Below are 17,947 nucleotides of genomic sequence, written 5' to 3'. Positions count from 1 at the left end.
AGTAATTTTGAGCCACCCATCAACGATATGCACACATCAAATCCGAAACCCAACCCACTACTCCCCAGTACAAGGCGCTTGGAAGCTTTGAGCGATTGTGTTTACTCCATTGCCATGACCTTGCTAGTGCTAAATGTTAAACTGCCTAATATTCCAGCAGCTAAGGTTGCTCATGTTCTGCCAGAAGCCATACTGGGATTGATCAGTCGCTTGCATGACTACTTGGTGAGTTTTTTGGTGCTGGGTTCCCTTTGGCTAATTAGTCATCAACAATTTCATTACATCCGCAATGTTAACCGCACGCTGCTATGGATCAATCTGCTGATTCTCATGTTCATTACCTTAATTCCCTTTTCTGCTTCTCTAGTAGGGGATTATGGTGATCAGCAGATTTCTGTGCTGTTTTTTGATGGGCATCTTTTAGTATTGAATTTATTATTTCTCCTAAATCGCTACTATGCTATTAATCGTAAGTTTCTAGAACCTGCGATTGATCCTGTATGGCGCAAACGCATAGGCAATCAGGAAAGCCTGCTCAACTTTGCTCTAATTGCTTGGTCAATCGTCTGGTCTTTTTTCAGTCCCCGGTGGTCGCAGTTGCCCTTCTTACTCATGCCCTTTACGCCTATCTTTGCGAGAAATTTGGTCAAGATATAAATCAAGTACTCTTAGTAAGAAACAGAACTAAAAACATGAATAAATATTAATTTTTACAACAATTTTACCATGTTTTTGATTCATTTAAGAGAGATTTTTAATTCTGCTCAAAAAATTTAAATAACATTCAAAGCGCTGAAGAAAATCATGAGACAAGAAACCACAAATCATCATTGCGATCGCATTATTTATTCTCCTTTTTGTAAAGAAGATCAACCTAGATTTATCATCGGTAATGGCGGGGCAGGAATTACTCACTTTGTAGATTATATGGGTGAGTGTTTTTTGGCGCAAACAAAAGCAGAATATTGTATTGGTTGGAAAAAATCAGATACAAAAGAGACACTGCAAGGTTTAGTTAATGGTTCCATTGATGTCGGCTGGGCTTATGGAATTGAACGGGTATACAAAGAGTACAAAGAGCATAATATTAGTTTTGCACCTATCTATATTTTTCGTGATCATTTCACACTCGTCGGTCCTCTTAATAATCCAGCTGCTTTACCTGTATCTGAAGAACCTACACCGCACTACTCTAATCACGAAGTCCTGGAGCTTTTCAAAAAAATTGCTTCAGGGAAATCTGGCGTTTATTTTTTAACGCGCAACGACAAATCCGCCACTAATTATTTGGAATGCCAAATATTTAAAAAAATCCTGGGTCGTCAACCTGAAGTTGGAACGGATTCGTGGTATATTCCGCTTGCAAGCCAAGAACATTATCAAGGGTACTGCTCTCCAAGAAGCTAATGAGCAAGGTTACTATACTCTCACTGACCGTGGTATTTGGAACTGGGCAGATCCTGATAAACGTAAAAATCTTCGTGTATTCTGTGAAGCTGGGGATACTAATCCCAATGATATTTTGCTCAATCCCTGTGTAGCAATGGTAAGAAAAACTAGTCTACCTATTGAGGCGATGCAGTTTGTAGAGTGGCTCGCTAATCCAGGTCAGGCATTTGTTGAGGAATACAAATTACATGGGGTACGGCTTTATAGCAAAGCTCCTATTCCTAAATATATCACCTCAGCATAACTGTTTTTCTTAACAATTTTGGCAAAACAAATGCAAAACAAAGTTTCTCCTCTTACTAAAATCTATTTGTACTTATGAGTATGCGTTGGATTCGATTTTCACCAGTGGTATTTATCGGTTTATTCTCGACCGCACTTTTCAGCTTTGTATTTAGCCCTCAGATTACTACCGCAATTACTGCACAAAAAGCTAAGACAGTGGCGTTCATTGCCCTAAAACGGGGCAGTGATGGATTTAATTTGTATACTGTCCAGACTAATGGTTCATCTCGCCGTCAGCTTTCTCAAAAGTTGAGCGTTAGTCCTACAGTCCTTTGGTCGAAGAATGGTCGGCGACTTGCTTTTGTTAGCAATAACACTAATATTTATGTAGTCAATGCAGATGGTTCTAGACTCACTCAGGTATTGTCTGAGTCTGACTGCAAAGCTTCTACTTTTAGCATTGCCTGGTCGTCGAATGACCAGAAACTTGTTTTCACGAGACATTGTGACGGCGCTACTTATGACACTCCTGGTAGTGAATCCCTTTACGTAAGTGATACAACTGGTACAAAAGGAACTAAGCTGGTTCAAAGATGGCAGGAAGGAGGAATACCTGCTAAATCAGATATTTCATCGTTTCTATATCTATCACCAAATGGGCAACAGGTGGTATTTTTCAAAGACAAAAATATCTACAAGATGAATACTGATGGTTCTGGATTGATGGAACTAAGTCATGCACCAGGTGAGTATCCTTCTCAACTCATTTGGTCGCCAGATGGCAGACAGATTGCCTTCTCATATGGTAAATATCCTAACCAAGAAATTTATCTGCTAAATGTAGAGAGGAAAACCTTGACAAATCTGACAAACGAACCCCAAAAACAACCATATGATGGCATTTTGTCATGGTCGCCTAATGGAACTCAACTGGCTTACTATCATGATCAAGGTGGTAATCGCCCTGGTACTCGGCTAGATATCTATCTACTTGATGTTAACCGTGGAACTGTGAAGAATCTAACTCAGAAGCCAGGGGAATATAGTACTTTAACATGGTCGCCAAATGGCAAAGAAATTGCCTTTGCGAACGGAGATTTTTCTCAGAGAAAGCTTTATACGATGAATATTAATAACTCAAATATGACTGAGTTAGCTCCTCAACTGCCACCATCTAGGATTGACGGTTTATCTTGGTCTGGAGATAGTCAACAAATTGCTTTTATCATAGAGGACAAAAGTAATCAAAAATCAGATAGCAGGAGCATTTTATATGTAGTTAATCGAGATGGTTCAAAGTTGACTAAATTATCAAAAACTGAAGATTTATTTACTTCAGAACCTGTCTGGCAACCGTAACGACATAAAATACAAAATTCTGATTTCACCTATCATATCAATTCCGATTTATCAGTTAACAGTACCGCCTAATATACCCTATCTAGTTCTGATACCATTCCTTCGTATCAAAATTCAAGTGAAATGGTATCAGAATAATGCTTCTCGCTGATGCCTGTTTATACAACATAACAATTTATGCTGTTTTATAAACAATTGTAATTTCCTTCAATTTATTGCCTTTAAAGAATAGCAACAACAATGAAAAGATACTTTATCGGTGCTTGTATCATGTGTTTGTTTTGTTTACAAGGTAGCGGCAATACTCATGCACAAGAAAAGGGAAAAGTTTGTAAGGTAACAGATTTTGGTGCAAAAGCTAATGGCGTCGATAAAGATACCAAAGCTATTCAATCTGCTATAGATAACTGTGCTAAGGGTGGAGGAGGTCTTGTTAAACTCTCATCTGGAAAATATCTCAGTGACCCCATTTTTCTTAAGAGCAAGGTGACGCTTTTTCTAGATAAGAGTGCTGTGTTGCTAGCTTCTCAAAACCCAGGCGATTATCAATCGACGACCTCCGGCGCGAACAGTACAGTCAACTCTAGAAACCTTCTAGCCTTGGTTAATGTAATCAATCAATCGGATGTTGCGATCGCAGGAAAGGGTACTATTGATGGCGCAGGCGCACCTTGGTGGAATGCGGTACGATTAGCCAAAAAAGCTGGACAGCCAGATGTAGTGCGTCCTCGACTTGTTGTATTCTCTCACTGTCACCGAGTGCGAGTTGAAGGCATCACCCTAATGAATTCTCCTAGTTTCCATTTAGTGCCAACGTTTTCTGATGATGTGACAATTAAAGATGTGACAATTAAAGCGCCGGCGAACTCTCCAAATACAGACGGGATTGATCCCTCATCTTCTCGCCACGTTTGGATATCCCATTGCACAATTGATAACGGAGATGACAATATCGCCATTAAATCAGGTCACATAGATCCTGCACATCCTGATGCTGGTAGCGCTGACATTACTATCTCTGAGTGTACATTTCTCCATGGTCATGGAGTTTCGATTGGTAGTGAAACTAGTGGTGGCGTTCGCAACGTCATTGTAGAAAATTGTAAGTTTCTTGGGACTCAAAATGGTTTACGTATTAAGTCGTTGCGAGGTCAAGGAGGAAATGTAGAAAATATCATTTATCGCAACATTCAAATGGAAGGTGTGAGCCCGGCTATTACTTTCACCAGTTACTATCCCAAAATCCCCAAGGAAGATACGCGTCAAGCCATCACAGTTAAGACTCCAGTCTTCCACAAAATCACGGTCACGAATCTCTTTGCAAAAGGTGGAAAAATCGCTGGAATCATCGTTGGCTTACCAGAAAAGCCACTATTCAACATTGCTTTGAAAAATATCAAGATTGTTTCTCAAACAGGTTTTTTTGTAAAAAATGCTACAATTAAAACATCTAATGTACAGATTTCCAATCAACGGGGACGCGCTTTCGTTCTCGAAAATCAAGGACACATTACGGGATGATATTCATAGTTCTCTAATTTCAATAACTTCATCAATTTATGAAGGAGTGACGTAGACCTGAAGTTAGAGAGGCAAATGCCAGGGTTTAAAAGTATCCAAAAGGCTCTAAATTGCTTCATCGCGCTCATTGACTCGCCGAAATGAGGGCGTTTTTCGACTTGAGCAACAATATCAATTGATACTACTACGTCTTAAAGACATTCCTAACAGCCAGTTTTATCCCGCACAAACACCGCTCCAAACCAAATTATCCCACCAAGAGGTTTGATTAGCAGCCAAAATTAGAAAGATTGTATCGGCTCAATAATCCGGGGTAGCCAAAAAAATAAAAAGGTGAGCAAGGTGTACAAAACGTCATAGAATATGGCACATGACGACAAAAATCACCCCCTGACTCCTCTGTATCTGATCTGCTGCAAACCATTGACCCCTCAGGGATTGCAGACGAATCAGTGCGTCAAACCGTAGAGATATTGCTGAACCTCATAGAAGAATTAAACTCACAGATCAATGGTATACTATGGCCAGGTATAAAACTATCATAGCAGAAATCCAGGAAGCATTTGGCGGGTCGCTTGCCGCAATGGATATTCTCAATGTATCTGGTGTTGGTGATCTGGCATCGGTCTATGCTGTTACCGATTTGGCGATAGCATCCCTTGCATCTGCTGGAATGGCGGTTGCCGAATTTATTGCCATACGCAGTGGCAAGATGCCGCTAATTCAGGTGGATCGACGGCTTGTATCCATGTGGTTTTCTAGATCGTTACGTCCAATAGGGTGGCAGTTGCCTCCGCAATGGGATGCAGTGGCCGGTGATTATAAGGCAAGTGACAACTGGATAAGATTACACACCAATGCACCGCACCATCGCCGTGCTGCACTGCAAGTGCTTGGTTGTTCAGAAGATAGGGAAGCCGTAACGAAGGTTGTTGCGAGTTGGCAAGCAAATGAGCTTGAAGATGCAATAGTTTCTGCAAACGGTTGTGCCGCCGTTATGAGATCAGCAGAAGATTGGAGCATGCACGCTCAGGGGCGAGCGGTAGCCACTGAGCCGCTTATGCACATTTCTGCTACGGATTCCGCTCATATGCCAAACTGGCTAATTCCGGCAGGGCGGCCTTTAGAAGGCATACGTGTACTTGACCTGACCAGAGTTCTTGCTGGCCCCGTTGCAACACGGTTTCTTGCCAGTTATGGGGCGCAAGTATTGCGTATTGATCCGATAGGATGGGAAGAACCAGGTGTTGTGCCGGAAGTGGTATTAGGCAAGCGCTGTGCCCGGCTTGATCTAAAGAATGCCAACGGTATGGCCACACTGAAAAAACTTTTGGGTGATGCTGATGTAATTATCCATGGATACCGAACTGGCGCACTGGCACATCTTGGTCTTGACAGTGAAGAAAGACAAAAGTTGCGTCCTGGGCTGGTTGATATTTCACTCAATGCTTATGGCTGGAACGGGCCATGGAAATTGCGTAGGGGATTTGATAGCCTGGTACAGATGTCAAGCGGTATTGCACATACCGGGATGGTCAAAGCAAATAAAAACTGCCCATTTCCGTTGCCCGTGCAGGCTCTTGATCATGCAACGGGGTATTTGCTTGCAGCAGCAGCGATACGAGGCTTAATTAGGCGTGTGACGAGCGGCCAAGGTATGGAAGTACGGGCTTCGCTTGCCAGAACAGCAGCAATACTTGCTTGTTATCCGGTTGAAAATGGTCTTGCTGCAAAGATTGAGGCGGAGAATAGGAATGATCTCGCTCCAGCCATCGAAGCTACCGCGTGGGGGGCGGCACAGCGTCTGAAACCACCTTTGGTTATAGAAGGTTGTCCGATGTATTGGGATTTACCGTCATCGCCGTTAGGTTCCTCATTGGCTGAATGGCTTTGATAGAAGAAAGGCACGAGGCAGAGGGCAGCTATGCTGAAGGAAGAAAAGGTACAAAGCGAGTGGAATTGTAGGCGAAAAAGTAGGAATATTCTTTTCGAGATGCACAGCACAAGAAAAGATGCGTCCTTGCACAAACCTCTTCCCTTCATGGGAGAGGTGTTCCTCCAGCATAGCTGCCTCCAGCATAGCTGCCTTGCCGCCAAAGGCGGCTTGATTTGCTCTCAATTTTGGCCACAAGAACAATGGTATGAACGGGATGTTTGCCAAACTGTCGATGCTTGAGTTGCGCTCGACTCAACAAGTATGTGGCAGTCAGTGCAGCACTTTTGGCTGCTATAAAGGCAGTCCCGATGAAACAAGTTTCACAGTCATAGATGAAAGATATCTTTCTCCCACACCCCTACACCCTTACACCCCTCTTTCAAGTCAGTGGTTACGAGGAATAAGATTAATTACTCTCTAGCCGTATTTAAAAATTGGACTTTAGACTAACAATAGGCGATCGCTCGCACGATGCAGTGTGATTGATGGGTATAAAAAATGAAGGGATGCCTGTTGATAAAACAAACACCCCTTAGGTCTCGAGTTTAGACTAAGAAGCACAAAATAACCCAGTGACGCTGAGCTGAGAAGAGCCAAACAAAAAAATAAACAAATTAGAAATCAAGAGGATTTTTGCGGCTGCTTAGGTGGTTTTGCAGTACTCTTTTTAACAATAGGATAACGGATTCTACGTTGGCGTGATTGTCCAGTCTTCCAACCAGGAGATAACCCTTGTGGTTTTGGAGGAGAGGCTGGTGTAGAAATCAGCGCTAAAATTCCTCCCATTGCTTGTGCAACCCTTCCTGGGGTTAATTGAGTCAGAGTTTTTTGCCAAGGAAGCGGATTATCACAGACAATATCACGCGCCAGCCACAACTCCCAACTCATCAGTGGTATCCGCCATAAACACAGATTGGAACGTAAACGTATCACCTTATCTGCTTCAATCTCGGTCAAAGCATCTGCCGGTGCATAAGCTGAGCAAACAGCCCCTCTTGATGAGCTAACTGCTCGAAACTGCCCTGCTGCACCACCCGACCGTTCTGGAGCACATAAATGCGGTCAGCATTACGGATTGTGCTAAGTCGGTGAGCGATCGCCACCCGAGTCACTTTTAGTCGCTCCAAGCTTTCACTCACGATCGCCTGCGTTTTGTTATCTAAGGCACTCGTTGCTTCATCAAAGAACAAAATCTGGGGTTTCAATACCAATGCCCGTGCTATCAACAATCGTTGGCGTTGTCCGCCAGAAAGGTTCGTACCTCCCTCACTAACAACAGTGTGCATCCCCATTGGCATTGCTTCGATATCCTCTGCCAAGCCAGCCATCCGGGAGGCTTCCCATGCTTCATCCATTGTAATCAAAGCACCACTGGCGATGTTATCGAAGATAGACGCTGAGGTCAATCGGCTATTTTGGATAACGACTCCTAGCTGTCGGCGCACCGCATTCACATCTAGCCCAGCTAAATCTTGTCCGTCATAGTAAATCGTGCCAGATTCTGGGATATCAAACCCAAGTAATAATCGGAACAAGGTCGATTTGCCGCTTCCAGACGGTCCCACCAGTGCAATAAACTCTCCTGGTTCAACTTGGATGCTGACATCATCCAGTGTGAGTGGTCCATCATCTCGGTAGCGGAACACTACATGATCAACAAGCAGACGACCCGATAACTTACCTGGATCAGTTTTATCAGAATCAACCTCTGGTGTCGCCAAAAGAATTGGTTCTGCACGTTTCCATAATGGCAAAATCTGCAAAACATCTACTATGGTGCTGCTCAAACTCGTTGCACCGCTAATAAACGTGCCGAAAGCAGCATTAAATGCTAGAAAGGTGCCAGTAGACAAACTACCTCCTTGCATCTGAGATTGGTGCAGCAAGTTAGTAGCGAGCCAAAAAATTGCAGCCGTTGTTAATGCAGGCAACACCTTATTGACAATAGCAAGGTTGTCTTCAATGCCCTGCGTACTCAGCATGAGCTTGAGTTGATGGCTATACTGTTTGCCCCAGTAAGCAAAAGCCCTAGACTCAGCTCCAGTCACTCGCAGTTTGGTCACTCCATTGATCAACTGCACCATCACGCCAAAGAGTTTTCCTTGAAGATTCAGCAAAGAACGAAACCGCTGGAGGGTGAGAATGCCAGAGAAGACGGTGACAGCAATATTGAGCAGCGCCAAAACACAAGCTATCCAAGCCAATTGAGCACTGTAATAGAACAGTAGTCCCAGATTGAGTAACGAAAATAAACTAGAGAAAATACTTTTAAGTACTGTGCTACTCAACTTCTGGCGGATTTGAGTGATGGCTGAGACACGGGCATTTAAATCACCAATCGAGAACTGCCGAAAGAAAGATGCATGGAGATTCAACAGCCGATCCCACACAGCTGCTTGGGTCGATGAATCAGCAAACGTTTCCAGCCTCATAATGGCAAATCCCTGAACCAGTTGAAACAGTGCTCCACCAAAAGCTGTTACCAACAAACCTAAGGCGATTTGTACCAATAATCCCCGATTTGCATCAGGAATGGCGTTGTCAATCAAGATCGCCGTGGCTTGGGGCGTGAGCATCCCCAACAATGTTACGGTAATTCCAGTCAATAGGATGACGATCAGTTCCTTGAAATGCCCTCGCAGTGCAAACTGAAGCAAACTCAGGGTTTTTATCTTTTCAGGTAACGGTCGATAAAAGGTGTAAGCAGTTGAAGTCAGCAGCGCAGCACTGTGGCTGTCAACGGGAATGCGGGTTTGCTTGAGTGGATCAACAATCTCATAGCGAGTATCCCCAATGGGCAAAACTGCTACTGGACGGTCGTCTTCCTGCATATAGGTAAGTACCGGACCAACATCCTTTTTCCACCAGTTATCCGTCAACGCTATTTGACGCATTCGGATACGTGAGGCACGTGCGATCGCCTCTATAGGATTTTGCACCCGTTCGAGGTTTTCTGACTTGGCTGGTGGATGAATCGTGATCCCTAAAGCCCGTCCCACAGCACCTGCTGCAATCAAAAGAGGTGCGTCATGGTGAATTGTCTATGGTAATTGTGAGGAAAGAGCAGCTTGTGGGGATTGCAGCACAGATGCCAACTCTCCCAACGTCTCCTCAACAACCTGATGATCCAGACGTTGCCGTTCCTGAAAGCGGAGGAATTCTTGTTGCATATCCTGCCGTTCCAGTTTGTCAATGTATTGGAGGACATACGTCTGGAGTAGACTCAGCCCATCGAGCAAAGCATCTTCATTTTGGATCTCTGATGTGCGAAGGCTCTCTAACTCAATCGTATCTTCTGCTTTTACCCACATTTTGGCACTCAATGGCATCATCCCAAAGGCAGATGTTAGTCTAAATTCTGGGAGTCCCATCCATGTAGCACATCCTTGCTGAATGCGTACCCAAGATACCTTGTCTTGCCGGGATTGAAAAATTTCTCCAGGTGCTAAACTGAAGTAGTTGATTCCTTCAGGCTGCGCTGGCACGATTGGCAGGGCAATGTCTGACAGGGTCAAACCTAGTTGATGAATCCAGCCTTCGACTAAAGCGATCGCTTCAGGATTGTTGTTGGCAATTGCCTTACCAAAAGTCTCTCTCGACACCTTAAGGAGTGTTGTTTCCTCAAGAGACACTGCAAGAATTTGCTGTTGCTGTCCTTGAGAATCTGGTATTGTAGAGAACATTGCTTCAAAAGCGTTCATCCGAAACAGATAGCGTCGCTTTCCTACTGGGGTTCCATGTTCAACTGGAATGGCAAATATTGCCAGGGAACCAGATTGCACCACCCAAAAAGTTTGTCGGTCATCCAGTAGCAGGGATTTATTGCTTTTAAAAGAATACAGTTCTCCCTGCAAATCCTTAATTCTGGGTTGAATCAGCATCTCGTGTCTCCTATAGGGCTTCTCCCTCGCTACGGATCAATTGCAAATAGGCACCCTCAACCTGCTTTAACTCGTCATGGGTTCCCCGTTGCACCACTTTTCCGCGTTCAAGAACAATGATTTCATCACAATCTCGAATGGTGCTTAACCGATGCGCCACAATAATGCATGTACAACCTCGCAAACGCAGGTTTTGGTCAATGATTTTTTCTGTCTCTGTATCTAAAGCACTCGTGGCTTCATCCATCACCAGGATCGTGGGGTTGTTGACTAAAGCACGCGCAATTTCCAGTCGCTGTCGCTGACCTCCGCTGAGGTTGGTTGCACCTTCTAACAAATCGGCATCATAGCCCCCTGGTAGCGAGAGGATAACCTCGTGGAGGGCTGCATCTTGACACGCTTGCACCAAGTGACTGTCTGGTATAGTTGTATCCCAAAGAGTTAAGTTGTCGCGTACACTGCCTCCAAATAGCAAAATATCCTGCTCTACGAGGCTAAGTGAATTCACCAACACTTGACGCGAAATTTGTGGTCGGGGTTTACCGTCAAACAGAATTTCTCCTTCCCACGGTTCGTACAGCCCACACACCAGTTTGGCAACAGTTGACTTACCTGAACCACTCCCTCCGACCAATGCAACTCGTTGCCCTGGTTTAAGTGAAAAACTCAAGTTTTCAATCAAGGGAGAAGCAATTCGGTTGTAGCCAAAGGTGATGTTTTTTAACTCTACGTATCCTTGCAATTTAGGCATAGGTGTGAGCAGCGAATGGCTAGCGGCTACTGATAATTTCTTCTCCTGCTTCTGTTGTTCTAATTGCGGGTCGATTGGGTTGCGTAAGACATCATCGAGGCGATTGATATCACCTTCTAATTCTTGGAGGTCACTCCCAAGGCTAATAAGATTATTCGCGGGTTCCATAAACTTCTGCATAAGCCCTTGAAAGGCAATCAGCATTCCAATACTGAGGGCACCATCCATAACTCGCAGACCCCCTATAACCAACAGCAGCATAGAAGCGATCGCCGACAAAAAGGACGGTAACACTCCCAAGAGTTGGTTTGTTGTATCCATCTCTTGCTGAACGTTGATTGCCTTGGCATAGTTACCTGCCCAGCGTAAGAAGAAATCAGACTCTAATCCAGATGCCTTAAGCGTTTCTATACTTTGGAGTCCAGAAATTGACACTCCGCTGACTTTTCCCCGTTCCTGCACCAAGCGAATGTTAGCATCTATACGCCGCCCAGAAATCCATCGTAAAGTAGCTAGATTTATTGCCACAAAGGAAATCCCAATTAAGGTCAGCACTAAATCATATTGCAGCATCACCACGGCATAAAAAATTACTACCACAGCTGAAATGACTGTAGTCGCTAATTTTCCTGAAAGCAGACTAGCTAAGTTGTCATTGAGTTGAACACGGCTACTAATTTCTCCAGCAAACCGTTGATCGTAAAAACTGACGGGTAAATGCAAAATGTGCCACAGAAACCGACTCGACATTCCCACAGACAGCTTAATTTTCGTGCGGCGCAGAAGTTGCAATTGTAGCCGTGTTAAGAGTCCGTTTAAGATAGCAATAAAAATAATTCCCAGTATAAGCGGATGCACCCATTCTTCTCTGCCTTTGACCAAGATATCGTCCACAAAAACTTGTGAGAAGGCAGGCATGGCTAGCCCCGGAATGACTAAAAACAATCCTGTTAAAATACAGTAGGCAAGTGCTTCAAACGACCCTTGCAGTCGTTCCCACAATGCCCTAGTTGTGCTCGGCTTGCGTCCTCCTGGCTTAAAGTTCGGACCTGGCTCTAGTACGAGTACGATACCTGTGTAAGCTTTGTCGAATTCCTCTAGAGAAGTGGTGCGCGGTCCAGTGGCGGGGTCATTGAGATAGACACGTTCTTTGTCGAATCCTTCTACCACCAAGAAATGGTTAAAGTTCCAAAATACAATATAAGGAAATTTGAGTTGCTGTAGTGCATCCAAGTCGGTCTTAAAGCCTTTTGCTTCTAGTCCGTAGTTTTTCGCGGCGTTAAGAATATTGGACGCTTTACTTCCGTCCCGTGATACTCCACACTCTTGCCGCAGTTGCGCCAGAGGTACAATTCGACCGTAGTAACCCAGAATAATTCCCAATGCTGCTGCGCCGCATTCTACCGCCTCCATTTGTAGGAGCGTGGGGGTACGACGTCGAACACCTTCACGCTTAAGTAAGCTTTGCAATTTTTGCCATAACATAATCAATCAAGACCACTCCAGGATTTCAGAATGGGTAAGACAAATGAAATTGGGGCGCGTTCATCCACAGTGACTCGCACCGAGGTTGTGGTTCCAGGTGTTATGTGAAGCTGCGGACCTTGGGAGGAAGACCAACGAAAGCCACTGTAGGTTGAGGGTTCGAGCTTGAGTCCAGCAAAAACTTCAAGCTGCGGACCAGCAGACGTGATCCCTTGCACGATATCTGAATTGCCCACTAAACTAGCTGCACCTTCTTTGGTTATCGGAAAAGCTGAGACATTTGTGACTGCACCGACAATACCGCCAAATTCCTCCCGCTTTACAGAGGAGGGGGTAATTTCCACCTGCATTCCTTGCCGGATCTTTTTGCCCTCGCTGACTGGGAAAAAAGCAACGTTAACTAACTGAGCGGATGAATCTTCTGCGGCTATCGAGCCAATGGGAGTTCCTGGTCCAATCTCTTGTCCAGGCGTTGCCGCGATTTCTAAAACACGTCCGTTGTAATCACTGACAATTTGGGTGTTGTTTTTTAATTGCTCTTGTAATTGTGCAATTGTTCGCTGTGTATCCTGAATTTCTTTTTCCCGGTTTGTTGTTGCTTCTAAATCTTGTTGAGCTTGAGTTGCTGCTTGAGTATCTAATTGTTTCAACTGAGCTTGCAATTGCTGGATCGAGTTGAGGTTCTGGAGGTACTGCTGTTGTGCATCTGCTTCCTTAAGATCCAATTGCTTGAGTTCAGATTCAGCTTCATCAATTTGAGCGATACCATTAAGGTAGTCCTGTCGTGCTTGTAGCACTGTATCGTCAGAAAGAGCGCCCTGCTCAAATAGCTTTTGGCGAAGCTCATATCGTTTTTTGAACGTTGGTTGCAGTTCCTGCATGGATTGCAAACGTTGTTGTAAATTTTGGCGATCGCGTTGAATCGATTCCAATCCTTTTTCCCTCAAAACAGGCGTTAGAGTTTGAGTTGCCTGTAAACTTTGCAAAAGCGCCTGACGTTGTAGTGCGATCGCCCCTTTGTCCAGTTTGCCTCGTTGCATTTGAACCAAATTGACATTTTGATCTTCTATTTGCAGTTGAGTCAGTTTATCGCGGGCGAGTTGAAGTTGCTTTTGCAAATCTGATTGGTCGATTGTTGCCAGCACTTGCCCTTTTTTGACAACATCACCAACATGCACATTAATTGCCCGCAATGGACCAGAACTAGGCGACTGGAACGACACAACCTTGTGAGGAAAAATGAGGACTCCCTGACCTGTAACTGTAATTGGGATTCGCCCCATAATACTCCAGCCCAGTCCTGCGACAACAAGTGAGCCAAGAGCCGCTAAAGAAAGCCACCTTTTGGGGCTGACAACTTGAATTAACTGATCCAAACGCTCAGGCGATGAAGCACGCTCTAACGCTTCTTTGCGGAACAGATTACTTTTTTGTTGAGTAACCATCTGATATCACCTTGTTAAGACTGTATTAATGAAGTCGAATTCGTTTGAGCATCCAGTCAAATCTGGCTCCGGCTAACACCACTTGAGCCAAAAAATCAGAGCTTAGTTCATTCCCATATTGGGAGTTTTCATCTAGTGACTGATCCTTGCTGTAACTAACTCTGCCATAGCCGAGCCGACTCACTATTGCCTGCTGTTTATCTGCTAGCAGCACCGCCAGTACTCGATAAAAACGAGCAGCAAACCCCACATCATTCAGTAGTTTTGCTGCCAGTCGCGATCGCGGAATCGATAATACGATTGAATCTTCCAATGCTTTGAAGGTGACTGAAGGTGGAGGAGCCTCTACAAACGGTGTTTCTCCAATGATGTCGCCTCGCGATAATCTCGCAAACTCCCGTTCTGGAGTATCACTGCCTTCCAAGCTCGAAAAAGCCCGCTCTAAAGGACTGCGGTCATCGTCAGTAGCTCTTAGCGCCACTTTTCCATCTAGTACGATATATAGAGCTTCAATAGGTCTGTTTCCTTGAATGAGAACTGTGCCAGCAGCAATCCTGTCTACATTTCCAACAGCTACCAACCAATCGATATCGCTATCTCGCAATTCTGCAAAGACAAATAAGATTTCTCTGAGTTGAGGTTGACTGAGAACGACTGTGCTATGACCAAGTTGGCTAAATATCTGCTCCACTCTCTTTGCGAGTAGAATTGCACTAGCTCGATAAAGATGAGCAGCAAAACTAACATCCTGTTGCAGCTTTTGTGCTAATTGCTGTTGTGGAATTGACAGCACCAAAGACTTTTTCAGCGCTTTGATTGTGGTAGAGGGCAAGTAAGACTTTAAAAATGGGATTTCTCCAAGCATCTCACCACTTGATAGTCGAGTAATTTCCCGTCCTGTCATTTCACCCCCTTCCAAAATAGAAAAGGCGCGCCCTAACGGATTTTGGTCAGCTTGAGCAATCAAAACAGACATTGCTCCGTCTAACAAAACATATAACGCGTTCACGGGTTGACCTTGACGGATAAGAACAGTACCAGCGGCAACTTCTTCCCGACTGCCTATTGCCAGCATCCAGTCAATATCGCTATTAGTTAATTCTTTAAGTAGAACCTCTGTCATAAGTTAACTTCCTTATGTTTAAGAAGAATGGGAGAGTTTTTTCAGTCACTGCAAGTATCTTAATTTCCAAACTCTCGCAACATATAAGAAAATTCTGCAACTGTTTAGGTAAATCGAAAATTGAAATTACCTAAAAACAGACAGTCTTCACAAACAATTGAGATTACAGCAATTTTTACTGAAATTAACCTTAAAAGACAATGCAATTTCATCCAGTTAACAGGCAACTTTGCTTATTGAAGCAATCACGTTACTTGCTCAAATTCACTGTAAAAACTGCTGTAAAGGAACATATAGCAATCCGCGCAGGATTTATGAAAAATCTTAAGTATTGTAGGGTGGGCAGTGCTTACCGTATTTTGCCTACTACATCCAGGTTTTGCTAAGCACTGCCCTCCGCAAGCGTGTCGTTCAAAAATCTGCGGAGGAGTCCTATATCTTAACGTAAGTTATGACTTTTATCATGTTAAACTGATACCAATTCCCCATGAAGATGCACTTAATATTAGAAAACCAACCGCCAAAAAGCCAAGAACGGCAAGGAACAGAGGGATACTTATTAAGTGCAAGTTTATAGAGAATTGGTATCAGTGATCGCAAAAGTGAAGTACTTCACGAAAGCTCTGACTGAGTCGTGATGCTTCCCTGCGTTTTGCTTTCCTTAGAATCACAGTTCTGGAAAAGTTATACGCGGTGTTTTGAAACTTCTTCTGGTTGTTGCTAGGAAACGGTTAAATCACCTGTCAACACCTGCTTGATGCGGGTGAGTCGGAATTGGGGTCAACCGGGATAGGTTCATACCCGCCAGATGATTCTGGTACTACCACTGGTCCCAATCCACGAGGGTCGCGACCCTCAACAAATGGTGCTCCTTCTAGTCCCAGTCCGCGAGGATCCCGACCCTCAAATGGTGCTTGATAACCTCCTGCAATAGTTTCTAACTCTTCCTCTGCCATTTGTTCCACATTGTCTGGGTGAGTGCTGGATAATGTCACAGAGTCTTTACCTTTAAATTTGTATTCTTTTGGCATGATTCATTTCCTTTCAAATGCGTTCGTTGATTGTTGTTTCGGATTGAAGGTTAACTAAATCGCCGTAAGTCCCGCGCTATAAGGCGGGAGGCAAGGAAGACACCCCACTCCCTTAATCACCAAAGGTCATTGAGGGAGTGGGGTGGCTGATGAGTGTCCTCTCTCTGGGCTTGGTAATTGCTTGATGTAGTCTCTGATCAATTCCGCCGACGAAATTCCTTTTCTTTGAGCAGCATTCTCCAATTTGCCCCATTCTTGCTGAGTCAGTCGAACTCGAAAAACTTTGTCTCTTGCCATAATTGTAGCCCGATTGTGCTACAATTACTCTATCAGCTAACCACTGACCAGATTGAGAGTAAAAGCCAGATTCGTCGGGACCTCCAAACTCTGGGAACGGTACGGAACCATGACAATTGGTATGGGGTTGCACCAAGAAAGATGGCGATATTGCTTGAAGCCATTGGTGCGTAAAACCAGTTTGGCTGCGTTGTTTAACTTTCGTGTCCTTGTACACAGTTCCGGTGGGGCGTCACGGAACTCTAAACTGCCTGTGGAGGTATCGTTATCGGGGATAATCATGCGCAAGTGTGTCTATCTAGATGCGACCAATGAAGCAGGAAATTTCTCTGAAGCGATTTAGGGAAGCCCGCACTGTACCGCTTGCGGTCAGTGCCGGGAGAACGTCACGTGTACTTGCTGTCCTTCACCTTTCATAGTTTTGGGTTAGGTTTCTCAAATTGCTCAAGTTTTCCGAGCAATTGGCTTGCATCCGGAATACCTGTAGCAATGAGTTCAAAGGCAGAACTGACTATATGCACAGATTGGGAAACCGATGCTGTTGAAACATCGTTTGAACCAGAATTGCTTTGTTGAGCAGCAAAATTAGCATCTTGCTGAAAAAAGGAACTAGCAATCATCAAATTCATACCACCAGTAACAGAGTCTAATTCCTGCTGAGATAACTCCATCACTCCATCCATGTTGTCGGCTTCATCTGGCATAATTCACTCCTAAGTTCGTTAAGTGATTAAGTTTGATCAAGCAGGAGTGCGAACTCCCTAAGTGAATTTATTGGGATAACCCCTGCTTGAAGATTTGCCTAGAGTGACATCATCTAGCTATTGGTGAGCAATGATGTTGTTGAGAGCATTGCTTTGAGTTTGCTGCAATTCGGCTGCTGTACCTGTAGAAGCGCCCCCAGGACCTGCAGTTGTGAAATCCTGTATTTCAAAGTTAGTTGCCTTAAAGTTACTGGCACTATCTTGAGTAAAATTTCCAACATTGCCCAAAGACACATCCAGACCACCAGCAACAGAATCTAGTTCTTGCTCGGACATTTCGACTTGGTTGTTTTTGATTTGAGATGACATGATTTTCTCCAAAAATAAGTTGAGTGATTTCGTTTACTTAAGCAGGAGTGCAAACTCCTTGAGTGAATTTATTGGGATAACCCCTGCTTGAGGCTTTGCCTCGAGTGACATCATCTAGCTATTAGTGAGCGATGATGTTGTTGAGAGCATTGCTCTGAGTTTGCTGCAACTCGGCTGCGGTACCTGTAGAAGCACCTCCGGGATATGCAGTGGTCAAATCCTGTATTTCAAAATTAGTTGTCTTGTTGTTGCTGTCACTATCTTGAGTAAAGCCTCCAACATTACCTAAAGACAAATCCAGACCACCAGCAACAGAATCTAGTTCTTGCTCGGACATTTCGACTTGGTTGTTTTTGATTTGAGATGACATG

Annotated in this window: 17 protein-coding genes and 1 pseudogene; 7 read left to right on the top strand and 11 right to left on the bottom strand. The window is 44.2% G+C overall.

All coding sequences use genetic code 11. The features are described from left to right. Nucleotides 1-27: 27 nt before the first annotated feature. The 7 genes from AACT52_RS22265 to AACT52_RS22235 all read left to right on the top strand — a co-directional run bounded on the left by AACT52_RS22265 (nt 28) and on the right by AACT52_RS22235 (nt 6,730). Nucleotides 28-657 carry a TMEM175 family protein gene (locus AACT52_RS22265; protein WP_073633413.1) on the top strand — a complete coding sequence of 210 codons (630 nt, stop codon included), beginning with the start codon at nt 28-30 and terminating at the stop codon, nt 655-657. Nucleotides 658-804: 147 nt separating this feature from the next. After that, nucleotides 805-1,407, top strand: a complete 603-nt coding sequence (locus tag AACT52_RS22260; RefSeq protein ID WP_073633412.1) for a hypothetical protein — start codon at nt 805-807, stop codon at nt 1,405-1,407. Beyond that, nucleotides 1,361-1,693, top strand: coding sequence for a hypothetical protein (locus AACT52_RS22255; RefSeq protein WP_073633411.1), 333 nt, complete (start codon nt 1,361-1,363; stop codon nt 1,691-1,693). Before AACT52_RS22260 ends, AACT52_RS22255 begins: the two co-directional genes overlap by 47 nt. Nucleotides 1,694-1,767: 74 nt before the next feature. After that, nucleotides 1,768-3,033, top strand: a complete 1,266-nt coding sequence (locus tag AACT52_RS22250) for a PD40 domain-containing protein (protein WP_073633410.1) — start codon at nt 1,768-1,770, stop codon at nt 3,031-3,033. 240 nt (nt 3,034-3,273) lie between these two features. Continuing rightward, on the top strand, nt 3,274-4,554 hold the full coding sequence (locus tag AACT52_RS22245) for a glycoside hydrolase family 28 protein (RefSeq protein WP_073633409.1): 1,281 nt from the start codon (nt 3,274-3,276) through the stop codon (nt 4,552-4,554). Nucleotides 4,555-5,074: 520 nt separating this feature from the next. Continuing rightward, the gene (locus AACT52_RS22240; protein ID WP_096549606.1) at nt 5,075-6,448 is read left to right on the top strand and encodes a CoA transferase; all 1,374 of its coding nucleotides are present in this window, start codon (nt 5,075-5,077) and stop codon (nt 6,446-6,448) included. Between the two features lie 30 nt (nt 6,449-6,478). Next, complete coding sequence (locus AACT52_RS22235; protein ID WP_143172856.1) at nt 6,479-6,730, top strand: hypothetical protein; 252 nt, start codon at nt 6,479-6,481, stop codon at nt 6,728-6,730. Between the two features lie 381 nt (nt 6,731-7,111). Here AACT52_RS22235 and AACT52_RS22230 read toward each other — a convergent pair whose 3' ends face one another. The 11 genes and pseudogenes from AACT52_RS22230 to AACT52_RS22180 form a co-directional block, all read right to left on the bottom strand. Continuing rightward, nucleotides 7,112-7,447 carry a hypothetical protein gene (locus AACT52_RS22230; RefSeq protein ID WP_233154053.1) on the bottom strand — a complete coding sequence of 112 codons (336 nt, stop codon included), beginning with the start codon at nt 7,445-7,447 and terminating at the stop codon, nt 7,112-7,114. Continuing rightward, nucleotides 7,444-10,371 (bottom strand): annotated as a pseudogene (locus tag AACT52_RS22225) (NHLP bacteriocin export ABC transporter permease/ATPase subunit). The gene AACT52_RS22230 and the pseudogene AACT52_RS22225 overlap by 4 nt, the downstream one beginning before the upstream one ends. Nucleotides 10,372-10,381: 10 nt before the next feature. After that, nucleotides 10,382-12,607, bottom strand: coding sequence for an NHLP family bacteriocin export ABC transporter peptidase/permease/ATPase subunit (locus AACT52_RS22220; RefSeq protein WP_073633406.1), 2,226 nt, complete (start codon nt 12,605-12,607; stop codon nt 10,382-10,384). Between the two features lie 2 nt (nt 12,608-12,609). Further along, nucleotides 12,610-14,052 carry an NHLP bacteriocin system secretion protein gene (locus AACT52_RS22215; protein ID WP_073633405.1) on the bottom strand — a complete coding sequence of 481 codons (1,443 nt, stop codon included), beginning with the start codon at nt 14,050-14,052 and terminating at the stop codon, nt 12,610-12,612. 25 nt (nt 14,053-14,077) lie between these two features. Then, nucleotides 14,078-15,175, bottom strand: a complete 1,098-nt coding sequence (locus AACT52_RS22210; protein WP_073633404.1) for a cyclic nucleotide-binding domain-containing protein — start codon at nt 15,173-15,175, stop codon at nt 14,078-14,080. Between the two features lie 743 nt (nt 15,176-15,918). Further along, the gene (locus AACT52_RS22205; RefSeq protein WP_073633403.1) at nt 15,919-16,206 is read right to left on the bottom strand and encodes a hypothetical protein; all 288 of its coding nucleotides are present in this window, start codon (nt 16,204-16,206) and stop codon (nt 15,919-15,921) included. Nucleotides 16,207-16,332: 126 nt separating this feature from the next. Continuing rightward, nucleotides 16,333-16,503, bottom strand: coding sequence for a ribbon-helix-helix protein, CopG family (locus AACT52_RS22200; protein ID WP_096549605.1), 171 nt, complete (start codon nt 16,501-16,503; stop codon nt 16,333-16,335). Between the two features lie 36 nt (nt 16,504-16,539). Next, nucleotides 16,540-16,785, bottom strand: coding sequence for a hypothetical protein (locus tag AACT52_RS22195; RefSeq protein ID WP_143172855.1), 246 nt, complete (start codon nt 16,783-16,785; stop codon nt 16,540-16,542). Between the two features lie 131 nt (nt 16,786-16,916). Beyond that, complete coding sequence (locus AACT52_RS22190) at nt 16,917-17,207, bottom strand: CTB family bacteriocin (protein WP_073633402.1); 291 nt, start codon at nt 17,205-17,207, stop codon at nt 16,917-16,919. A 117-nt stretch (nt 17,208-17,324) separates the two neighbouring features. Next, nucleotides 17,325-17,576, bottom strand: a complete 252-nt coding sequence (locus AACT52_RS22185) for a CTB family bacteriocin (protein WP_073633401.1) — start codon at nt 17,574-17,576, stop codon at nt 17,325-17,327. Between the two features lie 121 nt (nt 17,577-17,697). After that, nucleotides 17,698-17,947 (bottom strand): CTB family bacteriocin (locus AACT52_RS22180; RefSeq protein WP_073633400.1); only part of this gene is annotated, 250 nt, incomplete at its 5' end.

The sequence above is a fragment of the Scytonema sp. HK-05 genome (genome assembly GCF_963872035.1).
In the GTDB taxonomy this organism is placed as follows: Bacteria; Cyanobacteriota; Cyanobacteriia; order Cyanobacteriales; family Nostocaceae; genus Kalymmatonema.
This window is presented reverse-complemented; position numbering and strand designations above follow the sequence as displayed.

Bases quoted from the DNA above. Each gene is read 5' to 3' on its own strand.
- AACT52_RS22265 (WP_073633413.1), top strand. From the start codon at position 28: ATGCACACATCAAATCCGAAACCCAACCCACTACTCCCCAGTACAAGG.
- AACT52_RS22260 (WP_073633412.1), top strand. From the start codon at position 805: ATGAGACAAGAAACCACAAATCATCATTGCGATCGCATTATTTATTCT.
- AACT52_RS22250 (WP_073633410.1), top strand. From the start codon at position 1,768: ATGAGTATGCGTTGGATTCGATTTTCACCAGTGGTATTTATCGGTTTA.
- AACT52_RS22245 (WP_073633409.1), top strand. From the start codon at position 3,274: ATGAAAAGATACTTTATCGGTGCTTGTATCATGTGTTTGTTTTGTTTA.
- AACT52_RS22240 (WP_096549606.1), top strand. From the start codon at position 5,075: ATGGCCAGGTATAAAACTATCATAGCAGAAATCCAGGAAGCATTTGGC.
- AACT52_RS22235 (WP_143172856.1), top strand. From the start codon at position 6,479: ATGCTGAAGGAAGAAAAGGTACAAAGCGAGTGGAATTGTAGGCGAAAA.
- AACT52_RS22220 (WP_073633406.1), bottom strand. From the start codon at position 12,607: ATGTTATGGCAAAAATTGCAAAGCTTACTTAAGCGTGAAGGTGTTCGA.
- AACT52_RS22215 (WP_073633405.1), bottom strand. From the start codon at position 14,052: ATGGTTACTCAACAAAAAAGTAATCTGTTCCGCAAAGAAGCGTTAGAG.
- AACT52_RS22210 (WP_073633404.1), bottom strand. From the start codon at position 15,175: ATGACAGAGGTTCTACTTAAAGAATTAACTAATAGCGATATTGACTGG.
- AACT52_RS22205 (WP_073633403.1), bottom strand. From the start codon at position 16,206: ATGCCAAAAGAATACAAATTTAAAGGTAAAGACTCTGTGACATTATCC.
- AACT52_RS22200 (WP_096549605.1), bottom strand. From the start codon at position 16,503: ATGGCAAGAGACAAAGTTTTTCGAGTTCGACTGACTCAGCAAGAATGG.
- AACT52_RS22195 (WP_143172855.1), bottom strand. From the start codon at position 16,785: ATGATTATCCCCGATAACGATACCTCCACAGGCAGTTTAGAGTTCCGT.
- AACT52_RS22190 (WP_073633402.1), bottom strand. From the start codon at position 17,207: ATGCCAGATGAAGCCGACAACATGGATGGAGTGATGGAGTTATCTCAG.
- AACT52_RS22185 (WP_073633401.1), bottom strand. From the start codon at position 17,576: ATGTCATCTCAAATCAAAAACAACCAAGTCGAAATGTCCGAGCAAGAA.